Genomic DNA, 22,191 nt, shown 5'->3' on the forward strand with positions numbered 1-22,191 from the left:
CCAAAGCCAAAGCCAAAGCCAAAGCCAAAGCCAAAGCCAAAGCCAAAGCCAAAGCCAAAGCGAGGCGGCCTGACAGCTGACCTGGTTGTCAGTTGGGCTTGTGTTATTCCGGTGGGTCGATTTGGTCCAGCACTCGGTTCGCGGTGATCTCTGCCAGCATCACGCTGTTGGAGATGCCCAGCAGGGCATTGCGATCTCCGCCCTCCAGATGATCGACCAGTTGGTGGACCATGACATCGACCGAGGCCAGTGTTTCCACCAGGTACACCATCAGGGTTTCGGTGGTGACTTCGGGGTCGACGGTGAACAATGTGCTGACGGTGCGCGGTGTGGCTTTGATGTCGGCGGTCGAGGGGAAGTGGAAGTCGAGGGCGCGTTCGGCGGCTTCGTTGAGTTTTGTTGAGTCGGGTTCGTACGGGGAGGTTGGATCGGTGTCTGGCGGGTTCGGCGTAGGTTTGATCATTTCGGACTCCAGAATTGTGGAGCCGTCACCGACTTGCGACTAAACAAGGGGTGGCAGCTGTACGCAGGTTAGTCGACCGGGGAGTCACGAATCCGGCGCGCCCGAAGGCGCCCTGCGCACAGCTACCATGAAGTGCAGGCATGAAATGACCTGACTATCTGGAAGCAGATGCGCCTCGTGAAACCATCGAGCGACTAAACCCGATCACTGATGAGCAGTGACGCGAATCAAGTTACCGAGCGGACCCAGGGCGCACAAGCCGGCGGATTCTGGCGTACCCGTAGGCAATGACGCAAGGTTTTGTAGCTCTCATCCAGTAACCGCCTACGCCTTTAAACACGCGTGCTCACCGAATGTTTAATGAACAGAGGCAAGCGCTCATCCCCCGTAAACGCTGCGAATCTACGTTCACCATTTCTGATCCACAAGATCATTAATCATCATTTTACATGATCCAGCGGCTGGCCTACTTTGGCTCTACCAGCCGCGCCGACGCTGCGCCTGGCACTTTGCAGAACAACAAAAAGAGATGGCTCTTATCCACCAGCAGGGGACACCCGCCATGAGCAACCAGCCAGTAGACATCGCACATTACATTCACGGCCGCGCAGTGCCGGGTACTTCCGGGCGCGCGCAGAACGTCACCAATCCGGCCACCGGTGCGGTGGTCGGCCACGTGGCCCTGGCCAATGTTTCTGAAGTCGACGCAGCGGTTCAGTCAGCCGCGGCGGCGTTTCCCGCCTGGTCGGCGACGCCGCCGCTGCGTCGTGCGCGCATCATGTTCAAGTTTCTGGCGCTGCTCAACGAGCACCGTGACACCCTGGCGCGGATGATTACCGCGGAGCATGGCAAGGTGTTCACCGATGCCCAGGGCGAAGTCACGCGCGGTATCGAAGTGGTCGAGTTCGCCTGCGGCATTCCGCAACTGCTCAAGGGCGACTACACCGAGCAAGTCTCCACCAACATCGACAACTGGACCGTGCGCCAGGCCCTGGGCGTGGTGGCCGGTGTCACGCCGTTCAATTTCCCGGTGATGGTGCCGATGTGGATGTTCCCGGTGGCCATCGCTTGCGGCAACACCTTCGTGCTCAAGCCGAGCCCGATCGATCCTTCGCCCTCGCTGCTGATTGCTGAACTGTTCAAGGAAGCCGGGTTGCCCGACGGCGTGTTCAACGTGGTGCAGGGCGATAAAGAAGCCGTGGATGCACTGCTTGATCACCCGCAAGTCCAAGCCGTGAGCTTTGTCGGCTCGACGCCGATTGCCAACTACATCTACGAAACCGGCGCCCGTCATGGCAAGCGTGTGCAGGCACTGGGCGGGGCGAAGAACCACATGGTGGTGATGCCCGACGCCGATATCGATCAGGTGGTCGATGCGCTGATTGGCGCAGCCTTCGGTTCGGCCGGCGAGCGCTGCATGGCGATTTCGGTGGCGGTGTTTGTCGGCGATGTGGCCGACAAGGTCATGCCGAAACTGGTGGAACGCACCCGCAACTTGAAGATTCTGGAAGGCATGAACCTGGCGGCTGAAATGGGGCCGATCGTGTCGGCTGCCGCCTTGCAGCGCATCACCGGTTACATCGAACAGGGCATTGCCGAAGGCGCCGAAATGCTGGTCGACGGTCGTGGCTTTGATGGCTCGCAGGCCGGTGCCGGTTGTGCCGAAGGCTTCTGGCTGGGCGGCACGATTTTCGACCATGTCACCCCCGAGATGAAAATCTATAAAGAGGAAATCTTCGGCCCGGTGCTGGCGTGCATGCGCGTCAAGGACTTTGCCGAGGCGGTGGACCTGGTCAATGCCCATGAATTCGGCAACGGCACCGCTTGCTATACCCGTGACGGCCACATCGCCCGTGAATTCGCCACCCGCATTCAGGTGGGCATGGTCGGCATCAACGTGCCGATTCCGGTGCCGATGGCCTGGCACGGTTTCGGCGGCTGGAAGCGCTCGCTGTTCGGTGACATGCATGCATATGGCGAAGAAGGCGTGCGGTTTTACACCAAGCAGAAATCGGTGATGCAGCGCTGGCCGAACAGCATTGCCAAGGGCGCCGAGTTTGCCATGCCCACCTCCAAATAGACTTTGACGCTTTCGGGTTTGGAAGGCGTGCTGGCGCGGGCTTGTACGCCATTCTTTTGTCCCGGGGGGCGAGCTCTTCGCTCCCATTTTTTTACCAGGGTGAATCGAAATGCCAATGCTCAAGTTCGACATTGTCCGCGGGCGCGACGATCAACAGTTGCGCACGTTGCTGGATGCGGCACACCAGGCCATGGTCGAGGCGTTCGATGTGCCGTTCAGTGATCGCTACCAAAGCGTCACGCAACACAGTGCGCAAGAACTGATCCTGCATGACACCGGATTGGGGTACCCGCGCTCGGCCAACGTGGTGTTGTTGACGGTGATTTCACGGCCGCGCACGCAGGCGCAGAAAGTCACGTTTTACCGCTTGCTGGCCGAACGACTGCAAGTCGATTGCGACCTTTCTCCGGACGATCTGATCGTCTCGCTGGTGGAAAACAGCGATGCGGATTGGTCGTTCGGAGGGGGGCGCGCGCAGTTTTTGACCGGCGAGCTCTAGGGTTCGCGTTCACTCATCACATTCAGGTGCCGCCATGTCCAATCCTCTGTTGTCACTGTTGAACATTGAATTGCCGATCATTCAGTCGCCGATGGTCGGCGTCTCCACGCCCAAACTCGCTGCGGCGGTGTCGAATGCCGGTGGGCTCGGCTCTATTGGCATCGGGGCAAGCAATGTCGAACAGGCCCGGGCCATGTTGCGTGAGACGGCTGCACTGACCGACAAACCCTTTAACGTGAATCTGTTCTGTCACGCACCGGCCATTCATGACGCTGCGCGTGAAGCGCAGTGGCTGAAGTTTCTCGCACCGTTCTTCGCTGAGTTCGATGTCGCTGTGCCAACGGCACTGCGCGAGATCTACACCTCGTTCGTCGAAGACCCTGGCATGCTGAACATGCTCCTGGAAGAAAAACCGGCGGTGGTCAGTTTCCATTTCGGCTTGCCGGCGCAATCGGCCATCGATGCGCTCAAGGACGCCGGCATCGTGCTGTTGTGTTCTGTAACCAGCCTGGCCGAAGCGCAAGTTGCGGAGCATGCCGGGGTGCACGTGCTGGTGGCGCAAGGTTATGAAGCAGGCGGGCATCGTGGGGTGTTCGACCCGCAGCAGGACAGCGAGATGGGCACGTTCGCCCTGGTGCGCGTGCTGACCGAGGCCTGCCGGCTGCCAGTGATCGCCGCGGGCGGGATTATGGACGGCGCGGGGATCACCGCGGTCATGCAACTGGGCGCCAGTGCCGTGCAATTGGGTACGGCGTTCATCCTGTGTCCCGAATCCTCGGCCAACGTTGCCTATCGCGAAGCCCTCAAAAGCCCTCGCGCCCATTTGACTCGAGTCACCAGCGTCATTTCCGGCCGACCTGCCCGGGGCATGGTCAATCGCAATTTCACCAGCCTCGAGGCCAATGCCCCGGCCTTGCCCGATTATCCGATTGCCTACGACGCCAACAAGGCGCTCAACGCGGCGGCAGCCGCCAAGGCCAATAGCGAATTCGCCGTGCAGTGGGCCGGGCAGGGCGCGCCGTTGGCGCGGGAGATGCCGGCGGCGGCCTTGGTCAAGTTGCTGGCGGCAGAGATGTAGCGCAGCCCGGAGCAGGCCGCTCGTCCACTCGATCGCACGTCATTCCCTTTGCCTGTCTCACAAGAGTACGGCCCGGAAAGTCCGGACCCCTGTTGTGAGGTGGGTTATGACCAGCGACTCGAGTTTCCAGGAAAACATGCAAGATCCGAACAAGCCACAAGGCTCTGTTCCTTCCAAACCTGAGCCTGGCAGCGACGATTCGCTGCCCAATCCAAACGACCCGGGCAAGTACGATCCGCTGACACAGCCTGACCGCGAAGAGGACCAGCGGCCGGAGGATTGGAACGAGCCGCCCAGGGACGTTCCCGAAGCGGATGAGCAATCCCCGCTGTCGGACGACAGGCGTTGACGACAGGAGTCCGGTCTATGAACCTGATGCTGTTCACATGAGGACGAACACCCGTGGCGAGGGAGCTTGTCGGATCGCCGCACCGTCCCGCTGCGCAGCAGTCCCTTTTAGGGCCGCTTCGCGCCCCAGCGGGAGCAAGCTCCCTCGCCACGTGTGTTCGTCCTCAAGTGAACAGCGCAGGTTTGTGAACCGGGCTTTTTTGGCGCGGCACATGCCACCGGTCCCGCTCTCCTGCAAGCCGATTGAATTTTCCGTTCAGGGCTAAATCTTCTATTCAACGAGCGAGCGTTTCGTGTTGTCGGCACCTGATGTCAGGGGCACAGCCAAATGCACTGCCCAGGAGAGAAATGCCCATGACTTTGTTCGAACCCTTGTCCAGCTCACCTTCAGCGCTTTCAGGCCCCGTCGCCGCCGGGCGCTATCGAGCGTTGTACGAACTGCTCTACGCCAATGCGCCTGATGCCAGGCAGCAGGCAGAGATTTTCCTGCGCCAGCAACTGGCCCGCGCCGCCGAATTGCCTTGTGACCTGCCCGAAACGACGGAGCAGTTGCCATCGTGGGCACAAGAGCGGTGCTCGGCAGTGGCGCGGGACTATGCCGCTTACCTCGAAGAGCGCAAGCAGGGTGGGGCGCGCCGATATTTTTCAAACAAGGCTCATGCCTTGTATTTCCTGCAATGCGTAGCACCGACCAAAGAGGTCGACGGCGCTTGGCTGGCCGGTGTGCTGGAACATTGGCAAGACGTGCGTTACGACGGATTGCTGAACACGTATCTGGAGGAACTTGGCAGGGGTGATCCTCGGCAAAATCATGTGGTGATCTACCGCAATCTGCTGGCCGCCCACGACTGCGGCGATAAACAGGGGCTGTCGGATGAGTGTTTCCTGCAAGGCACGATTCAATTGGCACTGGGACAATGCAGCACGGCGTTCATGCCGGAAGTCATCGGCTACAACCTCGGCTATGAGCAATTGCCGTTGCACCTGCTGATCAGCGCTTATGAGTTGCGCGAGTTGGGCATCGATCCGTATTACTTCACGTTGCATGTGACCATCGACAATTCCAGCAGCGGCCATGGCCACAAGGCTGTGCAGTCATTGCTGGAATTGTTGCCCATGGACGAGGGCCGCGACGAGTTCTTCCGGCGTGTCGCCGTGGGCTATCGCTTGAATGATTTGGGCATTGGCTCGACGTCGGTGATTGCCGGGTTCGATTTGCAACAGGAAGTGGTTGGCATGCTCGAGCGTAAACGCTGTTTTGGCCAGCACATGCACTCCGACTTTTGTCAGATTGAAGGCAAGACCGTCAATCAGTGGCTGGCGACGCCGGGCCAGATCGGCGAGTTTCTCGATGCCTTGCAGCGCAAGGGCTGGATCAAGCGCAACCAGTCGCCGCAAGACAGCCGGTTCTGGCGCCTGATCGAAGGCAACACGGCCGCCATGTTCGGGGTGTTCAGTGGTTATGAAAAACAATTGCTGCGCGACTGGATTGCCGGCAACTGGCAGGACGAGCAGCGGCCCAGGCCGATACCCCGGGACCAAGCCAACGGTGACGCCTGCGAGGCAAGCGAAGCGCACGACCCGGAACTCGTCGCGTTGCGCAGTGCCCTGAGTGATAAGTCGCCGCAGCAACAGCTTCAAACGCTGATCCCTTGGCTCTCGGCCCAGCGGCATTTTCGTCCGGCGGGGCTCTACGCTACCCGGCGTTTTATCGATTCGGTAGCCCGCTTGCGCTGAGCCCAGGAGAGACTTGCATGTCGAAACAACAAATTGCCGATCGAGCCCTGCTTGAGCTCGGCAGACATTTGCTCAGTGAAGACTATCGCTTCATCACCCCAACGCCGTTGACCCATGAGCGCGTATATCAACGCTTTTCTCCGCCGCTGGCGAAAAACCTGCGGGATGTCTTCGGCTGGTCGATGCCGTTTGATCACACGCTATTTCCACGAGACGTCCTGGCAGGGCTGGAGCAAGCGGAGATCGTTGAGCGGCAAGGCCCGCTGTGGCGCAGCACCGTGCGTTGGTCGAGCCTGGAGGGTGGGTTGTTTGCCCATTCGGCGTACCCGACCACGCAAGCCGACGCGGTATTTTTCGGCCCGGACAGCTACCGTTTTGCGCAATTGATCGACGCGCATTTGCAGCAGCGTTTCGAGCCTGTGCGCCGGGCCGTGGACATTGGTTGCGGGGCCGGGGTCGGCGCGTTGGTGATTGCTCACGCTCATCCGCAGGCCGAGGTGTTGGCGGTGGACATCAACCCGCGAGCGCTGCGCTTGTCGGCCGTCAATGCCGAGCTGGCCGGGGTCGACAACGTCAGCGTGTACCAGAGCGATATCCTCGGCAGCGTCGAAGGTGAATTCGACTTGATCATTGCCAATCCGCCTTACATGAACGACAGCCAGCATCGCGCCTATCGCCATGGCGGCGGCGCTCTGGGCGAAGCCTTGTCGCTGCGCATTGTTCGTGAATCGTTGCCGCGACTGCACAAGGGCGGCAGTTTGCTGCTGTACACCGGTGTGGCGATGGTTGACGGGCAAGATCCGTTTCTCGAAGTCATACAGGCGTTGCTGGCTGGTCATGCCGTCGGCTGGACCTATCGAGAGCTGGACCCGGACGTGTTTGGCGAGGAGCTGCTCAAACCCGGTTATGAACGCGTGGAGCGCATCGCCGTCGTGGCATTGACCGTGACCCGTCGGCACTGAGCGGAACTGTCGACATGAAGCGCGGGCCACGTTTCGGCATTGAAGAAGAATACTTCCTCACTGACCTGACCACCCGGCAGATGCTTGCCGAGCCCGCTCACCCGCTGCTGGTCGAATGCCGGGAAGCCGTCGGCAAAGGGTTTGCCTATGAAATGTTCCAGGGCCAAATTGAAGTGGCGTCGCCGATCTTCACCTCGACCGCCGAGGCGGCTGACTATCTCCACGGTGTTCGCACGCGCCTGAACCGGGCATTGAGCGGCCACGGATTGGGGTTGCTCTGCGCAGGCTCTCATCCCTTGGCGTTTTGGCGCGATCAGCGCGCCACCCCGTTGCCGCACTTCGCTCAGCTGTTTGCCGAATATCAAACGGTGGCGCAACGCAGCGTCCTGTGTGGCTTGCACGTGCATGTTGAAATCCCCGAAGGCATCGACCGGATTGCCGTGATGAACGAAGTGAGCCCGTGGTTGCCGCTGTTGCTCATGCTCAGTTGTTCTTCACCGTTTTGGCAGGGGGCTGCCAGCGGTTTCATGAGTTATCGCCAGGTGGTCTGCGACGGCTGGCCACGCATGGGCATCCCGGAGCACTTCGAGAACGAGCGTGAATATCAGCGTTATTTGGCACTAATGCAGCGCATTGGCGCGATTGAACAGGGTGGCAATGGCTGGTGGGGGTTGCGCCCGGCGAGCCGCTACCCAACGCTGGAGCTGCGCATGACCGATGCTTGCTCGCGACTCGCTGATGCGTTGCTGTTGGCGAATCTGTTCCGGGTGATGGTGGCGTTCGCCATCACCTGCGCCAACCCCGGCGCCGGCCATGATGCAACATCCCGCTGGCTACTTGAGGAGAACCGCTGGCAGGCCAAGCGACACGGATCGGAAGGGCGCTTTGTTGTCGATGCCGAAGGCACAGCGCTGAGTGCCGGCCAGTGGTTGCAACGGGCACAAATGCTATTTGCCGAAACGGCCGAGCAGATCGGCGAACCGCAGATATTCGAGCAGGCCAAAGCACTGTTGCTCAATGGCAACAGCGCCACGCGTCAGCTGGCTTGCCACGCCAGGGCCAGCGCCCAGGAGCCTGACCCACAGCGCAGCCTGCAAGCGGTGGTTGACCATCTACTCGAGGAAACGGCGGGCTGATCGATCAGTTGCCGTCCGCCACTTTGCGTTCAATCTCATCAATTTTTCGACGCAACGCCTCGTCTTCCTGTTCCGCCGTCTCGGGTGCCGCGGGGGGTGTCGATTCATCCTCGTGGTCTGCGGTGTTTCGGTCTTCATCGTTCATGGCGCGCGCCTCCAGTGATATACCCATTGGAAGCGGCGCATGTGCGCGAGTTCGAGAAACCTCGGCAGGTTTCCGATGGACGTCGCTGGCCGTTCAAGGTGAGCGCGCAGACTCCGTTGGTGTTGTGCCGGTTCGCAGGTCTCGGCTTACGCGGGTTTGAATCTCGTAGGCAGGCGCTTCGACGGCGTTGTAATCACGGGTGTAACGACTGGCAAACTCGTGAACGCCCCATTGCTGATACTGCTGCACGTGCTTGAGCTCATGGGCCCACAGCGCGACATTGTTCTGCGCATCGTCGGCGCTGCGAAAGACGATGATATCGACGAGCGTGACGGCGTTTATATCGGGATTCTGCAGCATGGTGTGTGCGGCATTCAGCTCTACGTCATCGCCGACTTTATAGCGGACGGCATCGAGCACCTGAAGGTCGTAGTAGGGTTCGAGCTGCGCCCGGATATTCAGCGGGATAGTCTGCACGTCACCCATGGCGGCGGTATCGCGCGATTGCACGATCCAGTTCTCCAGCCCGGCGGCCGCCATCTGGTTCATGTTTTCGAAGACAGTCCCTAGCTCCCCCTCGGCGCCCGGGGCACAAAAACAAGCGACCACGCAGACCTGATATTGCCCGGCCGGGCAGGCGATCGCAGCGCAGGGAGCGCCGACGCAAAACAGCAGCAGCGCTGACCGGGCAATTCGACCCACAAGCGATTGTGGCATCAGCTTTTTGATTGCCTGTTCAACGCCGCTTCAGCCGCGGCGATTTCTGCCTGGCGCTTGAGGATGACATCCCCCACCGGCGGCCCTTGAAAGCGTCGGGCCTCAAAGCCGAACCAGACGATGGCCGTCAGCACCAGGAAACCGATGGTGATGTACAGCGCCCAATCGTTGGGTGGCTGAATGCCGATGACAAAAATGATCACCATCGAAAGCACCGACAGCAAGGCGAACACCGTGTACCAGAAGCGCCCCATGTTCCATGGCCCCATGGTTGGCCATTTCGAGGTGCCGTAGGCAAACAGGCCCAGCACGATGGGAATGATGAACGAGAAGAACAGGAAGATCACCGTGCAGGACACAACGATGGTGTAGACCGGTGTCTCACCGACCGAAATCACCGATGAGCCCCAGTCGAACAATACGGCGAGCGTCGCCCCGGTCCAGATGGCGGCTACCGGGCTGCGAAATGTAGGCGACACCGACGACAGGGCTTTGGAGAAGGGCAGGCCACCGTCGCGGGAAAAGGCGAAGATCATCCGCGACACCGAGGTCACCGTGGCCAAGCCGCAGAGCACCTGCGAGATGAAGATCGCCACGTACAACGCAAGCTTCAAAGTCGGGTTGACTTGAGTGTCCATGGCCCAGAAAAACACGCCCCAGCCTTTGCTCGCCGCCTCGTCCAGATTCGGCAGCATCAGCACGAATGAGCTGAGCATCACCCAACCGAACAACAGCGACCAGACCACTGACATGACCATGCCTCTTGGAACGGACAGGGCGGCATTGCGGGTCTCTTCGGAAGTGTGCGCGGAGGCGTCATAGCCGGTGATGGTGTAGATCGGCAACAGCAGGCCGAGCATGAACACCCAGCCATTGGACACCGATGGCCAGACGTTGCCGCCAGCCTCGCCGGAATAGTTGCCGAACGTCACCAGCCGGGCGAATTCGTAACTGGGCGCCGAAATCAGGCAGACGATGGTCAGCGCCAGTGCGGTTGCGAAAATCAGGTAGCCGGAGAAGTCGGTAAGTCTCGCGGTCAAGCCGATTCCCAGGTGATTGCACAAGGCCTGGAGGCCGGTGAGGATCGCCAGGAAAATCACCCGGGTCGTGGTGGTGTCCTCCATGCCCAATGCCGGACCGAAGGCACCGAAGAAAAAGTAATAAGTGCCGACGTTGATCGCGCCAAGCACCGTCACCAGACCCAGCAGGTTGAACCAGGCCGTGAGCCAGCCGGTGAAGCGGTTGCCGAGAATCGAGCCCCAGTGATACAGGCCGCCTGCGGTGGGGTAGGCCGAGGAAATCTGCGCCATGGCGAGGGCGAACACCCCGGAAATCAGGCAGCCGATCGGCCAGCCGATGCCGATCGAGGCACCGCCTGCGCCCGAGGTGCCCTGGGCGAGTGAGTTGATGCCGCCGGAGAGAATGCAGATGATCGAAAAGGAAATCGCAAAGTTGGAGAAAACGCCCATCCGTCGCGAGAGCTGCTGGGCATAGCCCATGCTGTGCAGCACCTTGATGTCATCGTCGTGCGGCGCATCGGTGCCGGGCTGGCTTGCTGGGTTCATGTCGTGTGCCCCTTCAGGTTTTGAGACAGGCCGAACTGAGCCGCCGTAGGCTCGACCTGGTTTTCTGTAGGAGCGAGCAGGCTCGCTCCTACAGACGGCCGTGATATGCCGCTGCGAAAATCTGTGACGCGCCGTCCCGTGTCAGCGGCAACGGATTACCGCCCGCCGAAGGGTCGACAACGGCCATGTCTGCAATCAGCTCGGCCTGCTTGTCGTCCACGCCCAGCTCAAACAGCGTGTGCGGGACGGCAATGTCCTTGCGCAGTTTGAGGACGAAGGCCATGAAGCTGTCGAAGCCCGGGGAGGGCAGGTGCAGGTAAGCCGCCAGGCGCGAGATGCGCTCCTCGATGGCCGGGCGATTGAACTTCAACACATACGGCATCAGCGTCGCATTGGTCATGCCGTGGTGAGTATCGTAAAGAGCGCCGATTGGATGGGCGAGGGCGTGCATCCCGCCAAGCCCTTTCTGGAACGCCGTGGCGCCCATCGCTGCCGCGGCCAGCATTTGCCCCCGTGCATCCAGATCGGAAGGCATGTGCACGGCGCGCACCAGAGCGTTCGCCACCAGGCGCATGCCTTCCACTGCAATGCCATCGGCCATCGGGTGAAAACCGGGCGCGCAGTACGACTCGAGGCAGTGCGCCAATGCATCCATGCCGGTGCCGGCAGTGACTTTGGCCGGCATGCCGACGGTCAGGGCCGGGTCACTGATGACCACGCGTGGCATCATTTTCGGGTGAAAGATGATGCGCTTGGTGTGGCTGCGATCGTCGATGATCACCGCCGCACGACCCACTTCGGAGCCCGTGCCAGCGGTGGTCGGCACCGCGATGACCGGGGCAATCCGGCTTTCATCGGCGCGGGTCCAGTAGTCGCCGATGTCCTCGAAATCCCAGACTGGGCGCGTTTGACCGCTCATGAACGCAATCAGCTTGCCCATGTCCAGGCCGCTGCCGCCGCCAAAGGCGACTACACCGTCATGGTTGCCCGCGCGCCAGGCATCGAGCCCGCCGGCCAGATTCGCTTCGACCGGGTTGGGCTTGAGGTCGCAAAAAAGCGCAGCGCCCAGCCCGGCGTCGCGTAAGGCATCCAGCGCGGCAGTAGTGATCGGCGCCCGCCCCAGGCCACTGTCGGTGACCAGCAGCGGTCGCTCGATGCCCTGGCTGCGACAGACTTCGGCCAGCTCGCTGATGCGGCCGACACCGAAGCGAATGCTGGTGGGGTAGTTCCAGTTTCCAGTCAGGCTCATGGCTCAGATCTCGTGGCGCAAATGGAAGGATTTGGCGCGGGTCAGGTGTTCATAGCCCAAGCGCGACAGGGTCACGCCGCGCCCACTGTTCTTCACCCCGGTCCAGGCCAGGGCGGGGTCCAGGTAATCGCAGCGATTCATGAACACAGTGCCCGTGTCGATGGCATCGCCCAGGTGTTCGGCCGCGGCGAGATCGCGGGTCCAGATCGACGCGCTGAGGCCGAACTCACTGTCATTCATCAAGGCAATCGCTTCGTCATCGCTGGCCACCGGCATGATGCCGACCACCGGACCGAAACTTTCATCACGCATGACCGACATCTGATGGGTGACATCGACCAACACCTGCGGCGCGAGGTAGGCGCTGCCCGGCACATCGGCGGCAAATGCCTGCGGATCGATCAACGCCTTTGCACCCTGGGCCACGGCCTCGGCGATCTGGCCACGGACAAAAAACGCCGCGCCGGGTGTCACCAGCGGACCGAGGGTGGTGGCCTCGTCCAGCGGATTGCCCAGTACGTATTGGCGGGTCAACTCCACGAAGCGCTCGACAAACGCTGAGTAAATTGATTGATCGACGTAGATGCGCTCCACCGCGCAGCAACTCTGTCCGGAGTTGAAAAAGCTGCCGTCCACCAGGTTTTCCACGGCATGCTCAAGATTGGCGTCTGCCCGGACGTAGGCGGGGTCTTTGCCGCCGAGTTCCAGGCCCATGCCGAGAAACCTTCCGCTGGCGGCGCTTTCCATGGCCTTGCCGGCGTCCACCGAGCCGGTGAAATTCACCTGTTGCACACGTGCAGAAGCAATGATTGCGGCGGTCTGGGCATGATCGAGCAAGAGGTTCTGGAACACGCCTTCTGGCAGATTGGCGCGGCGGAAAGCCTCGGCGAACCGTTCACCGACCAGCAGCGTTTGCGAGGCATGTTTGAGGATGACGGCGTTGCCCGCCATCAGCGCCGGGATGACCGTATTCACCGCGGTCAGGTACGGATAATTCCACGGTGCGACCACCAGCACCGTGCCCAGCGGTTCACGCTTGATATGCCGGCGAAAACCATTGATCGGCGCCGGTTCGACCATTGCCAGAGCTTCAGGCGCAATGGCGATCATATACCGCGCGCGTTCTTCGAAACCGCGCAGTTCTCCCGCGCCGAAGCGTACCGGCCGGCCCATTTGCCAGGCCAGTTCCGGGACGATCTGGTCTTTCATGGCCAGCATTGCGTCCACCGCAGCACTGCAAAAAGCCGCACGTTCGTTCAGTGGCCGACGTTTCCACTGCGCCTGGGCGATTGCGGCTGCCGCCAGTGCCTGCTCGAGTTGTTCCGCATCGACAGCTTGGCGTTCAGCGTAAACCCGGCCATCGACCGGTGAAACGAGTTCAATAGTCGAAGTCATGTCGATCTCAATAGCGCTCGAAACCGCGCTGCAGCTCCCAGTCGGTGATCCGCCGGTCGTACTCTTTCTGTTCCCATTCGGCGGTGTGCACGTAATGCTCGACCACCTCATCACCGAACGCTTCGCGCAACATGCTCGAGCCCTTGAGTGCGGCACTGGCTTCACGCAGGGTCTTGGACACTTCAGGCAGCTGTTCATCGACGTAGGCATCGCCTTCGAAAGGTGGATCGAGGGTGAGCTTTTCGTCGATTCCGGCCAGCCCCGCGGCGATCAGTGCGGCGAAGGCCAGATATGGGTTGAGGTCGGCGCCGCCGATGCGGCATTCGATGCGGATCGATTTGCTGCTTTCGGCGCATAGACGGAAACCGGCGGTGCGGTTGTCGCGGCTCCATACCGCGCGGGTCGGGGCGAAGGTGCCGGCCTGAAAGCGCTTGTAGGAGTTGATGTACGGCGCGAGAAAACAGGTGATGTCATTGGCGTACTTGAGCTGCCCGGCCACCCATGAACGCATCAGCTTGGACATGCCGAACTCGGCCTTGGGGTCGTAGAACAGCGGTTTTTTGCCGTTCTTGTCCCACAGCGAATTATGGATGTGGCTGCTGGAGCCAGCGGCGTCATAACGCCATTTGGCCATGAACGTTATCGCCTTGCCCTGTAACTGGGCGATCTCTTTGCAGGCGTGCTTGATGATGACGTGATGGTCGGCCATGGTCATGGCGTCGGCGTAGCGGATGTTGATCTCTTCCTGGCCAGGCCCCCATTCACCCTTGGAGTTTTCCACGGGAATGCCCGAGGCTTGCAGATGCTTGCGAATCGCCCGAAGCACCGGCTCTTCACGGGTGGTCTGCAGGATGTTGTAATCCTCGATGTAATGCCCGGCGGTTTTCGGCTTGTGGTAGTTGCGCTTGTGGATGGCCTCGTAACTTTCATCGAACAGGTAGAACTCAAGCTCGGAAGCGAACATGCCGACATAGCCGCGCTCACGCAGGCGCTCGACCTGTTTTTTCAGGATTGCCCTTGGGCTGTGGGGCAAGTCTTGCCGGTGGTGATGGTCGAGCACATCGCACAGCACCAGCGCCGTGCATTCCAGCCACGGCACCTTGCGCAAGGTACGCATGTCGGGTTTGAGGACAAAGTCGCCGTAGCCTTTGCTCCAACTGGCAGCGGCGTAGCCTGGCACCGGCTCCATGTCGATGTCGTCGGCCAGCAGGTAGTTGCAGCAGTGGGTTTCTTCATGGCCACTGTCGATGAAAAATTCGACCTGGAATCGCTTGCCCACCAGCCGTCCCTGCATGTCGACCATGCACACCAGCACGGTATCGATCTCGCCGGAAAGGGCAGCACGCTTGAGTTCGTCAAAACTGAGGAATGGCTCGGTCATCACGGCAATCCTGCGCATTGTCTGAAACTGTCTGAGATAGCTGTTGCAGACGCTCTCCAGAAATTCCAACAACTGCCGCCGCGAGCATCGTGGGCAATAAGCTGATCCTAAGCTTAGCCTACTGTCGCTTTTCGCAAGTTCTCAGCCGTGCAGATTTTGCGGGATGGCCGCCCAGGCCAGTGCAAACACTTCATCAACGCACAACTCCAGGACTTGCCAGCGTCCGATCCACCAGACGGATACTGTCGCGTCCACCACGCTTGGATTCGTAAAGTGCGGCGTCGCCTTGCTCGATCAATGCCGCCAGACTGCTCGGCGGCTGGTCGAACAGACTGGCGCCGATGCTCAGGGTCACGGCTTGCGGCGTGCTGAATGACTGCACCGCCGCGCTGTGGAACTGCTCACGCAACGCATTGCCCATCGCCACGATTCGTTCGTTGGAGGCGTTGTTGAACAGGATGAGGAACTCGTCACCGCCCAGCCGTGCTGCAAGGGCGTCTTTGGGCACTACCGAACGGATCATCTCGCTCAGTGCAACCAGCAGTTTGTCGCCAGCGGTGTGGCCAAACAGGTCGTTGACCGGTTTGAAGTTGTCGATATCGATCAGCAGCAGGGCGCCTGGTCGAGCGCTGGAAACGTCGCGTAACAGGCGCGGAGCCCGCACCTCCAGGGCGCGGCGATTGTACAAAGCGGTCAGCGGGTCGCGTTCGGCCAGACTTGAGATGTGCTTCTCACGCCGGTATCGCTCGGTTCCGGTCATCGACAGCGCGATCAGCATGATTGCCATCACGCCCTCGACCAGGGATATCTGAATGATCTCGCCACGAAAAGCCGCGAGATCTATCAGCGTGCCCGGTACCACCGCCGTCATTGATTTGATGAGATAGAACAGGCCATGACCCAGCAGCACATACCGCAGCTGACCTGCCCCCACACTCAATGACTTGCCGTGGGGGCGCAACAGGAAACTGGCCCGGAGCGAGAGCAGGGCGACCAGCAGTGAATTGGCCAGCAACATGATCTTTGACCACGACGGCTCATCCGGCAACAACAGCAGCGCCAGCCAGACGACGAACATCAAATACCAGGCACGGGACAGGCGCGCCTGGGTAAAGTGCGCCACACCCAGCAGGAAAAACCAGTGGGCCACCACCAACAGTCCGTTGGCGAACCAGATGCCGACCAGCAACAGCCCTATGCCACGCAGCAAGGCGAGGGTCGAGCCCACAGTGATTGTCGCGAAGCCTGCGCTCCAGAACAGCAGCGAGGGCTCCCGGATGCTCCGCCACTCGACCGCCAGGTACAGCGCGGCGGCCGCTGCCAGGGCAATCGAGAGGGTCAACATCGTGGGTGGGTCGAGCGCCATAGCCTTGCTGCCTTTCTGTTTACGGTCAAAAGGCGGGATTGTAAGCGTTTGCAGCGGTTTTTTGTGCATGGCATAAAGCCACTGTGGGAGCGGGCTTGCCCCCTCCCACAGGGTTTGGAGGGTTACTCCCGCACGTTTTGAAAGAGCATCAAGCGCGAGGTTTCATGCATGCCGCGGGTCAGCTGCACCAGGCGTTTGAATTCTTCCGGATTCTGTTCGGCGACGTTGTCCGTGGGGGTCATCGAGGCCAGGTCGTGGAGTGTTGGCGAGCTGCCGTCGTGTTCCATCTGCACCATGTAATGTTGAGTTACGCCAGCAATCAACGGGAACGTTCCCTCACGCAATACCAGTGGTACCACGCGCTCACCTTCGGGCGCCGGCTGCTGGATGTCACGCCCCATGCCGCCGTTGCGGAACTCAAGACCGGCCATGCCTGCCACGGTCGGCAGCAAGTCCACCAGGCCCACCGCTTCCTCGACCTTGCGCGAGCCGAGCAGACCCGGGGCGTGGATGATCATGGGCACGGCGTTGCTTTCCAGACCCAACTGCTCATAAGCGGGGGCCAGGTAAGGGATCTGCGCGATACGGGTGTTGTGGTCGCCAAACAGCACGAAAATGGTGTTGTCGTAGTAACCGCCGGCTTTGGCGATTTCCATCAGGCGTCCGATGTTGAAGTCCAGCAGGCGCACGGCGTTGTATTGCTCGACACTGCGCGAGCCAGCGGCCTGGACTTCTTCGAGGGTAGGGTGCTTGACCTCGAATCCATCATTGCTTTTGGGAATGGTGAAAGGACGATGGTTACCGGCCGTCTGCACATAGGCGAAAAACGGTTTGTCCTTGGGCAGCGCTTGCAGGATCCGGTCGGTTTCCTTGAACAGGTCCAGATCGGAAATGCCCCAGACGTCCACCACCGGCGATTTCCAGTCACGCTCCTCAAACAGGCGAACACCGTCGATGCTCTGGCGAATCAAGGCATTCATATTGGCCCAGCCGGAGTTGCCGCCGATGGTGTAGATCTTCTCGTAGTCGGTGAAGGCGTTGATCACTGAGTGCTGCCTGGTGATCAACGGGTTGCGTGTCGCGGTTTCCTGACGCGTGACGTCAGGCACCCCGGTAATGCTGGCCCAAACGGTTTTGGCGGTGCCGGTCACCGGCACGTAGAAGTGTTTGAAGAACCAGCTCTGGGTGGCCAGGCGATCGATGTTGGGGGTCGGATTGATCGGGTTGCCATAGGCACCGACCGCGCTGGTGCCCAGGGACTCAAGCATGACGAACATCACGTTTGGCGGTCGTGACCCCGCTACCTTGTAGGGCTGAGGTGCCTGGTGGCGGACGAAATTCAGCGATTGCGGGTCAGGCTGATCGACCCCCAGATAGTTGGCCATGACCGAATAGTGTTCACGCACCTGCGCTTCGTCATAGCGGGACTGGCCAACCTTGACCGTGTCATAGAGGAAAATCACCGGATTCAGCCCCAGGGCGGCGATCTGGTTGTTGCCCGAGAAAAAGGCATCGCTCCAGCGCAGCGGGACGGGGTTCTCCAGGTTCATGTTCTCGACACGCCCCAGAATGCCCAGCAATACCAATACCACCATCACCGCACCGCCCCATGTGGCAGAGAGCGGGTGGATCGATTTGCGGTCGCGGTCCAGCGTCACGCGTTCCAGACGAACCAGGGCCAGTGTCACCAGTGCCAGCGTGACGAGCCAGCCCAGGGTAATCCACACCACCGGATAGGTCTGCCAGACCATGTCACGGGAGATTTGTGCGTCTTCGATAAAGCGCAGAACGGTGGCATTGATTCGCATGCCCAGGTACGCGTAGTGCCCAAAATCGATGATGTAGATCAGCAGCAGGGCACCCAGCGCCAGCACGATATACAGGCGTGCGACCCAGCGCAGCAGGCGACTGCCGATGAGGTTCCAGCGCGGAATCCAGGCCAGCAGGGCCAGCGGCAGCATCACCAGGATGGCCAGGCGCAGATCGAAGCGAAAGCCGATGCCCAAGGTTTCAAGGACGGCATCGTCGCCGGACAGCGCTTTGGCGTCGAACCCGGAGAAGCCGGAAAAGAACATCACCCGTAGCAGGGCAAACAGCGCAAACAGTATCGCTGTGGCGCCCAGCCAGTAGTGCAGACGTCTCGATTGCAGCCAACCCATCCATGTTCCCCTGTTAATAATGTCGTCGAAGCTTAATGAGACCGGGATACGTTGCGTGCCGGAACTCGCCACTTGTTCAGGCGGCCATACAGTCCGCGCGTGAAAAGCAGCACAAGTGCAGCGCAGCAGTACAGACCCAGCAGCGGATCAACCAGGTAGTCCCAGTAGTTTTGCGAAGGTTTTATCCCGGCGATGAAGGCCAGGGTTGCGCTGGCCAGCATCGCCACGGCCAGAGGGTTGCGCAGGTAATACAGGCTCAGTGTGAGCAGCGCGAAGAAAACCAGCATAGGTCGCGGGCTGTAGCCGAAACGGTAAGGGTCCAGATCACTGAGCCCCAGTGTCGCCGGATACAGCACCAGCCCCAACACCGCGAACAGGATCAATACGCCGGTCTTGTTCTGCTGCGCAGGCGGCAGTATCTCGAGCCGGCGCAAGCAGCCCCATGCCATGAATACCAATGTGGTGATCGCCAGGTCATCGATGTGGCTGCGCAAGTACACGGCCAGTGACAGCCCGTCCAGCGGGATGAAACTGGCGGCCAACAAGGCCACCAGCAGGGCGATCCGCCCATGGCGGTTTAAACCGAACGATGGCAACAAGAGAAAAATGATCATCGCGAAGCTGACGTGGGCTTGCCAGAGATTGATCATTTGAGACGCTCGGACAGCCACGCGTCGTTGAAAGTAACGTGCTTGATGAAGGTGTTGTTCCAGGAGTAGACCAAGTGATACATACCGTCGGGACTGCGGATGAAATAGGGGTATTCGTATTCAAACTCGCATCCCAGGGGGGAACAGACACGGGTGTCGAGATTGCTCAGGAACTTGGCCTCCAACGGTTGGCGCAGGGCGCCGCTGGAACCGCGAAATTCCTTGCCGATGATTTCCTTGTAGGCCTGCGGCGAAAACGGAGCCCCCGCTGGGTCAGGTGATTTGTCCAGGTCGCGCAACGAGCGCCAGTCGTCCATCTTGGCATCGGTGCCATACAGACTCAGCTTGAAACGACCCTCCTGCAGGTCATTGAGTGCTACCAGCAAGCCGTGCTCGGGTGTCGCCACGGCCGCCAGCGAAGAGTTGGGGTTCGATGGGTCGAGCGGATAAGGCTCACTCCAGGTTTGTCCGGCATCTTCAGTGCGGGTGGCGAGTACACGGTGATGGGTGTTGCCGGCATATCGCAACAAGGCGATACCGCGCTGTCCATCGAGCGGGACCACCGTCGGCTGCAATGAATTCTTGCCGTGGCTGATGCGGTACTTGTCGATCACATCGCCGTCTGCGCTCAGGTAGAGGTATTCGGCAAACTTGCCCAGGAACTCGTGATAGACCGGCAAACCAATCGAGCCGTCGGCATGAAATACCGGCGCCGAGCGGACCAGCGTGCTGATGTTCAAGAAGGGCGACGTGATCAGTTGGCGCGGAGCGGACCACTGTCTACCGAAGTCGTCAGACACCATCACGTTGACCGCGCTGCCGGCCCAACCGCCCATGGACACGGAGACATAGAACAGCCACAGACGATTATCCGGCGCCAGGGCGATCACCGGATTGCCCAGTTTACGAATATAGCGTTGGGTGCCTTGTTGGGTTGAATGGCGTGTGGCCAAGACTTGCTCTTCACCCCACTCACCGGTTTTCGCGTCGAAACGGGCGGAACGCACCTCTACATCGGCTGCGCCTTCGCGCGAGCCGGCGAACCAGGCGGTCATCAGGCTGCCGTCAGGCAAAGCGGTGACGGCCGAGGAATGCACGAAGTCGACCAGCCCGGACGAGGCAAAACGGCTGGTGTAGATGGGTTTGGCGACCTGATTGGCCACCGCCATCGCCGGTTTCATCAGGGCAAAAGAAGAATGAGTACTGGCAGGGTTGAGGAACCATGCGGTCGCAAAGAGGCACACCAGTGCGAAATAAGCACCGACGGCAGGGACACCGGGAAGTTTGATGCGCATATAAGGCTAGGCATCTCTTGGCCCAATAAAGCGCGATAACCTATCAGTTGTAGTAGGCGATCAGGATTTCAGCGAGCCACTCATTTGTAAGTAGATGTGTTGGAGGCTCTAGGACGCTAGTGGAGGCCTTGAGCAGCGGTGGATCCGATCTGCTCCTGATCGTCGGTCACTTCCTTCCAGCTGTCATCCGGATCAAAGCGCTTCATCGCTCTTGCCAATTTCTCGCCCCCGGGTCCGAGGTCCTTTTCAAACACCTGGCCATCATGGCTGATCATGAAACTCATGACCCCGGTGTCATCGTATTTCGCCGGCCAGGCAATCAGGGCAAAGCCTCGGCTCATCTTGTCGCCAATGAGATAACTGTAGGCGCCACCCGGTGCGGAGGGGCCTTGGCCATCGAGGATGCGGAAGTTGTAGCCGTGCCAGTCTTCGCCAGCAATGGTTTTGCCGAACAACGGCCCCAGCGGGCTGATCTGGCCGCTGTCGTCGTCATCCCAATAGAGGCCGTCGTGCTGGCCGGGAGTGCTGAAGATCTTCTGCGCGTATTCGAGGGCGCCATCACCATCGAGATCGACTGAGGCGTAGTCCATCTGGGCGTCGTGGTACGTCAGCACCGATTGCACGGCGGCCAGTTCGTTGCGGCCGATTCGGCGTGCGCGGATTTCCCCGCTGCCAGCCTTGAGATCGAAATGCCAACCCTTGGCGTTCTTGATCATGGGAATAGGCAGCGTCCAGTGATCTCTGCCAACGGCCAGGTGCGCCTTGCGCTCGTTGGTTTTTTCAATGCTGTGTTGCTCGTGATACTGCTTGAGGAACGCATCCACGTCACTGCGTTGTACGCCTTCACGCGGGATGTAACTGCGCCAGTCGTCACCGAGCAGTTCTGTCAGGCGCGCCTGATCGGCGTGTTCCGTGCCCAGTGCTTCGACGAATGCTTGCGCGGCTTTTTCGGGTGTGGGAAACGCTTGCTGTGCCATAGCCATGCACGACCAGACAACGCCGGTGGTGATTGCCAGGACATGTGGCAACAAGCCCATGAAGGCCTTTACGCGACGATGGTTTTTCAACGGCGGCCCCCCCTTTGACGCGCTGGTGCGGATGGCCGACTGATCTGGTGGCCGGCAGACCGCGCTGCGCTGGGGCGCATGGCAGATGCCTGGCTGGCTCGGCCACGAGCCGCTTGTACATTGCTCTGAGACGGTGAACGTGCGCCAGCAAATGCGTTGTTGCGGGCACTGCCTGCACTGGCGGCCGGTCTGTTCTGCGCCGTCTGGCGCACTTGTGAACGGTCTTGTGAACGCTGATTGACCTGGCCGGCGTCTCTACGGGGCTGTTGATTCTCCCGAGTATTCCTGGCGGTGTTCTGGGCTCTGTCAGACGTTCTTGGTCGGTCTGCGCCGGACTGCATGCGGTTGCCGGCTATGTTGTCCGACTGGGCTCGGCGGGCTTGATCGCGGGCTTCGCGATTGCTGGTGGCGGGGCGTTCGATACCGTGTCTGTCCATTGAGCTACGGGCTTTTTCACGTGCCTGGGCGCGTTGCGCGTTGTCGCCTCGATAGGCATCACGCTGATTCGCACCGCTCAGTTGGCGGCCGTATTGTTCACGGCTGCGGCTGTCCCGGTAAGGCACCCCATCGCGGTGAACGGCGTTGTGTTGCCACTTGTTATTGGTGATCTGGTTATTGCGATTGATGTTGTTATAGCGGTCGACATCGATGTCGATGTCGTTGTCGTTCCAGTCGCAATCACCCCACAACGAACCGATGATCGCCACACCGGTGCCGAACGCCAGTCCAGCCATCAATGCCGAACCGGGGTAATAGGCCGGTGGTGGCGGGTAGTACACGGGAGGCGACGCTGGATAGGCCCAGGTGCCGTAAGTGGTTGTCGGGTTATACGTGGGCACGTACACGACCTGTGGATCGGCAGGCTGAATGATGATGGTGGACGTGCTGCTGGCCGGGGC

At 60.4% G+C, this 22,191-nt stretch carries 20 protein-coding genes; 7 read left to right on the top strand and 13 right to left on the bottom strand.

Features of this window, described 5'->3' with window-relative positions; translation table 11 throughout:
* Window positions 1–103 precede the first annotated feature (103 nt).
* Window positions 104–463: a DUF6124 family protein gene (locus tag D8U73_RS10900; protein WP_056856612.1), complete on the bottom strand. Its 360-nt coding sequence runs from the start codon at window positions 461–463 to the stop codon at window positions 104–106.
* Between the two features lie 562 nt (window positions 464–1,025).
* Between D8U73_RS10900 and D8U73_RS10905 the strand changes: the two genes are divergently transcribed.
* The 7 genes from D8U73_RS10905 to D8U73_RS10935 all read left to right on the top strand — a co-directional run bounded on the left by D8U73_RS10905 (window position 1,026) and on the right by D8U73_RS10935 (window position 8,303).
* Window positions 1,026–2,543 (top strand): CoA-acylating methylmalonate-semialdehyde dehydrogenase, encoded by a 1,518-nt coding sequence (locus D8U73_RS10905; RefSeq protein ID WP_130904446.1) that lies wholly within the window; start codon window positions 1,026–1,028, stop codon window positions 2,541–2,543.
* A 109-nt stretch (window positions 2,544–2,652) separates the two neighbouring features.
* The gene (locus D8U73_RS10910) at window positions 2,653–3,042 is read left to right on the top strand and encodes a tautomerase family protein (RefSeq protein ID WP_130904447.1); all 390 of its coding nucleotides are present in this window, start codon (window positions 2,653–2,655) and stop codon (window positions 3,040–3,042) included.
* A gap of 34 nt (window positions 3,043–3,076) precedes the next feature.
* Window positions 3,077–4,120: a nitronate monooxygenase gene (locus D8U73_RS10915; protein ID WP_130904448.1), complete on the top strand. Its 1,044-nt coding sequence runs from the start codon at window positions 3,077–3,079 to the stop codon at window positions 4,118–4,120.
* A 106-nt stretch (window positions 4,121–4,226) separates the two neighbouring features.
* Window positions 4,227–4,469: a hypothetical protein gene (locus D8U73_RS10920; protein WP_056856608.1), complete on the top strand. Its 243-nt coding sequence runs from the start codon at window positions 4,227–4,229 to the stop codon at window positions 4,467–4,469.
* Between the two features lie 353 nt (window positions 4,470–4,822).
* A complete protein-coding gene (locus D8U73_RS10925) occupies window positions 4,823–6,205 on the top strand; it encodes an iron-containing redox enzyme family protein (protein ID WP_130904449.1) in 1,383 nt (460 codons plus the stop codon).
* A gap of 17 nt (window positions 6,206–6,222) precedes the next feature.
* A complete protein-coding gene (locus D8U73_RS10930) occupies window positions 6,223–7,167 on the top strand; it encodes a class I SAM-dependent methyltransferase (protein ID WP_130904450.1) in 945 nt (314 codons plus the stop codon).
* Window positions 7,168–7,181: 14 nt separating this feature from the next.
* Complete coding sequence (locus D8U73_RS10935) at window positions 7,182–8,303, top strand: carboxylate-amine ligase (RefSeq protein WP_130904451.1); 1,122 nt, start codon at window positions 7,182–7,184, stop codon at window positions 8,301–8,303.
* A gap of 4 nt (window positions 8,304–8,307) precedes the next feature.
* Here the strand turns inward: D8U73_RS10935 and D8U73_RS29150 are convergent, their stop codons facing one another.
* The 12 genes from D8U73_RS29150 to D8U73_RS10990 all read right to left on the bottom strand — a co-directional run.
* Window positions 8,308–8,448: a hypothetical protein gene (locus D8U73_RS29150; protein ID WP_177434356.1), complete on the bottom strand. Its 141-nt coding sequence runs from the start codon at window positions 8,446–8,448 to the stop codon at window positions 8,308–8,310.
* A 93-nt stretch (window positions 8,449–8,541) separates the two neighbouring features.
* On the bottom strand, window positions 8,542–9,165 hold the full coding sequence (locus D8U73_RS10940) for a DUF4157 domain-containing protein (protein WP_241667771.1): 624 nt from the start codon (window positions 9,163–9,165) through the stop codon (window positions 8,542–8,544).
* On the bottom strand, window positions 9,165–10,730 hold the full coding sequence (locus D8U73_RS10945) for an amino acid permease (protein WP_130904452.1): 1,566 nt from the start codon (window positions 10,728–10,730) through the stop codon (window positions 9,165–9,167). Before D8U73_RS10945 ends, D8U73_RS10940 begins: the two co-directional genes overlap by 1 nt.
* A gap of 88 nt (window positions 10,731–10,818) precedes the next feature.
* Window positions 10,819–11,979: an iron-containing alcohol dehydrogenase gene (locus tag D8U73_RS10950; RefSeq protein ID WP_130904453.1), complete on the bottom strand. Its 1,161-nt coding sequence runs from the start codon at window positions 11,977–11,979 to the stop codon at window positions 10,819–10,821.
* A gap of 3 nt (window positions 11,980–11,982) precedes the next feature.
* Entirely contained in the window at window positions 11,983–13,374 is a 1,392-nt protein-coding gene (locus D8U73_RS10955) for an aldehyde dehydrogenase family protein (protein ID WP_130904454.1), read from the bottom strand.
* 7 nt (window positions 13,375–13,381) lie between these two features.
* A complete protein-coding gene (locus D8U73_RS10960; protein ID WP_130904455.1) occupies window positions 13,382–14,755 on the bottom strand; it encodes a glutamine synthetase family protein in 1,374 nt (457 codons plus the stop codon).
* Between the two features lie 193 nt (window positions 14,756–14,948).
* A complete protein-coding gene (locus D8U73_RS10965; RefSeq protein ID WP_177434358.1) occupies window positions 14,949–16,121 on the bottom strand; it encodes a GGDEF domain-containing protein in 1,173 nt (390 codons plus the stop codon).
* 122 nt (window positions 16,122–16,243) lie between these two features.
* Window positions 16,244–18,280: an LTA synthase family protein gene (locus D8U73_RS10970; protein WP_130904456.1), complete on the bottom strand. Its 2,037-nt coding sequence runs from the start codon at window positions 18,278–18,280 to the stop codon at window positions 16,244–16,246.
* Window positions 18,281–18,312: 32 nt separating this feature from the next.
* On the bottom strand, window positions 18,313–18,930 hold the full coding sequence (locus D8U73_RS10975; RefSeq protein ID WP_130904457.1) for a hypothetical protein: 618 nt from the start codon (window positions 18,928–18,930) through the stop codon (window positions 18,313–18,315).
* Window positions 18,927–20,225 (bottom strand): sialidase family protein, encoded by a 1,299-nt coding sequence (locus D8U73_RS10980; RefSeq protein ID WP_130904458.1) that lies wholly within the window; start codon window positions 20,223–20,225, stop codon window positions 18,927–18,929. The genes D8U73_RS10975 and D8U73_RS10980 overlap by 4 nt, the downstream gene beginning before the upstream one ends.
* Window positions 20,226–20,341: 116 nt before the next feature.
* Window positions 20,342–21,262 carry a DUF2950 domain-containing protein gene (locus D8U73_RS10985; RefSeq protein WP_130904461.1) on the bottom strand — a complete coding sequence of 307 codons (921 nt, stop codon included), beginning with the start codon at window positions 21,260–21,262 and terminating at the stop codon, window positions 20,342–20,344.
* A gap of 26 nt (window positions 21,263–21,288) precedes the next feature.
* Window positions 21,289–22,191: DUF3300 domain-containing protein (locus D8U73_RS10990; protein WP_130904459.1), on the bottom strand; the 903-nt coding region annotated here is incomplete at its 5' end.

Origin of the sequence: Pseudomonas sp. Sample_22, assembly GCF_004307635.1 — a bacterium.
Lineage (GTDB): Bacteria > Pseudomonadota > Gammaproteobacteria > Pseudomonadales > Pseudomonadaceae > Aquipseudomonas.

Excerpts from the sequence above, each read along its gene's own strand:
- D8U73_RS10925 (WP_130904449.1), top strand. The coding sequence starts at position 4,823 with ATGACTTTGTTCGAACCCTTGTCCAGCTCACCTTCAGCGCTTTCAGGC.
- D8U73_RS10940 (WP_241667771.1), bottom strand. The coding sequence starts at position 9,165 with ATGCCACAATCGCTTGTGGGTCGAATTGCCCGGTCAGCGCTGCTGCTG.
- D8U73_RS10985 (WP_130904461.1), bottom strand. The coding sequence starts at position 21,262 with ATGGGCTTGTTGCCACATGTCCTGGCAATCACCACCGGCGTTGTCTGG.
- D8U73_RS10945 (WP_130904452.1), bottom strand. The coding sequence starts at position 10,730 with ATGAACCCAGCAAGCCAGCCCGGCACCGATGCGCCGCACGACGATGAC.
- D8U73_RS10960 (WP_130904455.1), bottom strand. The coding sequence starts at position 14,755 with ATGACCGAGCCATTCCTCAGTTTTGACGAACTCAAGCGTGCTGCCCTT.
- D8U73_RS10915 (WP_130904448.1), top strand. The coding sequence starts at position 3,077 with ATGTCCAATCCTCTGTTGTCACTGTTGAACATTGAATTGCCGATCATT.
- D8U73_RS10935 (WP_130904451.1), top strand. The coding sequence starts at position 7,182 with ATGAAGCGCGGGCCACGTTTCGGCATTGAAGAAGAATACTTCCTCACT.
- D8U73_RS10900 (WP_056856612.1), bottom strand. The coding sequence starts at position 463 with ATGATCAAACCTACGCCGAACCCGCCAGACACCGATCCAACCTCCCCG.
- D8U73_RS10980 (WP_130904458.1), bottom strand. The coding sequence starts at position 20,225 with ATGCGCATCAAACTTCCCGGTGTCCCTGCCGTCGGTGCTTATTTCGCA.
- D8U73_RS10920 (WP_056856608.1), top strand. The coding sequence starts at position 4,227 with ATGACCAGCGACTCGAGTTTCCAGGAAAACATGCAAGATCCGAACAAG.
- D8U73_RS10905 (WP_130904446.1), top strand. The coding sequence starts at position 1,026 with ATGAGCAACCAGCCAGTAGACATCGCACATTACATTCACGGCCGCGCA.
- D8U73_RS10975 (WP_130904457.1), bottom strand. The coding sequence starts at position 18,930 with ATGATCAATCTCTGGCAAGCCCACGTCAGCTTCGCGATGATCATTTTT.
- D8U73_RS10965 (WP_177434358.1), bottom strand. The coding sequence starts at position 16,121 with ATGGCGCTCGACCCACCCACGATGTTGACCCTCTCGATTGCCCTGGCA.
- D8U73_RS29150 (WP_177434356.1), bottom strand. The coding sequence starts at position 8,448 with ATGAACGATGAAGACCGAAACACCGCAGACCACGAGGATGAATCGACA.
- D8U73_RS10970 (WP_130904456.1), bottom strand. The coding sequence starts at position 18,280 with ATGGGTTGGCTGCAATCGAGACGTCTGCACTACTGGCTGGGCGCCACA.
- D8U73_RS10910 (WP_130904447.1), top strand. The coding sequence starts at position 2,653 with ATGCCAATGCTCAAGTTCGACATTGTCCGCGGGCGCGACGATCAACAG.
- D8U73_RS10955 (WP_130904454.1), bottom strand. The coding sequence starts at position 13,374 with ATGACTTCGACTATTGAACTCGTTTCACCGGTCGATGGCCGGGTTTAC.
- D8U73_RS10930 (WP_130904450.1), top strand. The coding sequence starts at position 6,223 with ATGTCGAAACAACAAATTGCCGATCGAGCCCTGCTTGAGCTCGGCAGA.
- D8U73_RS10950 (WP_130904453.1), bottom strand. The coding sequence starts at position 11,979 with ATGAGCCTGACTGGAAACTGGAACTACCCCACCAGCATTCGCTTCGGT.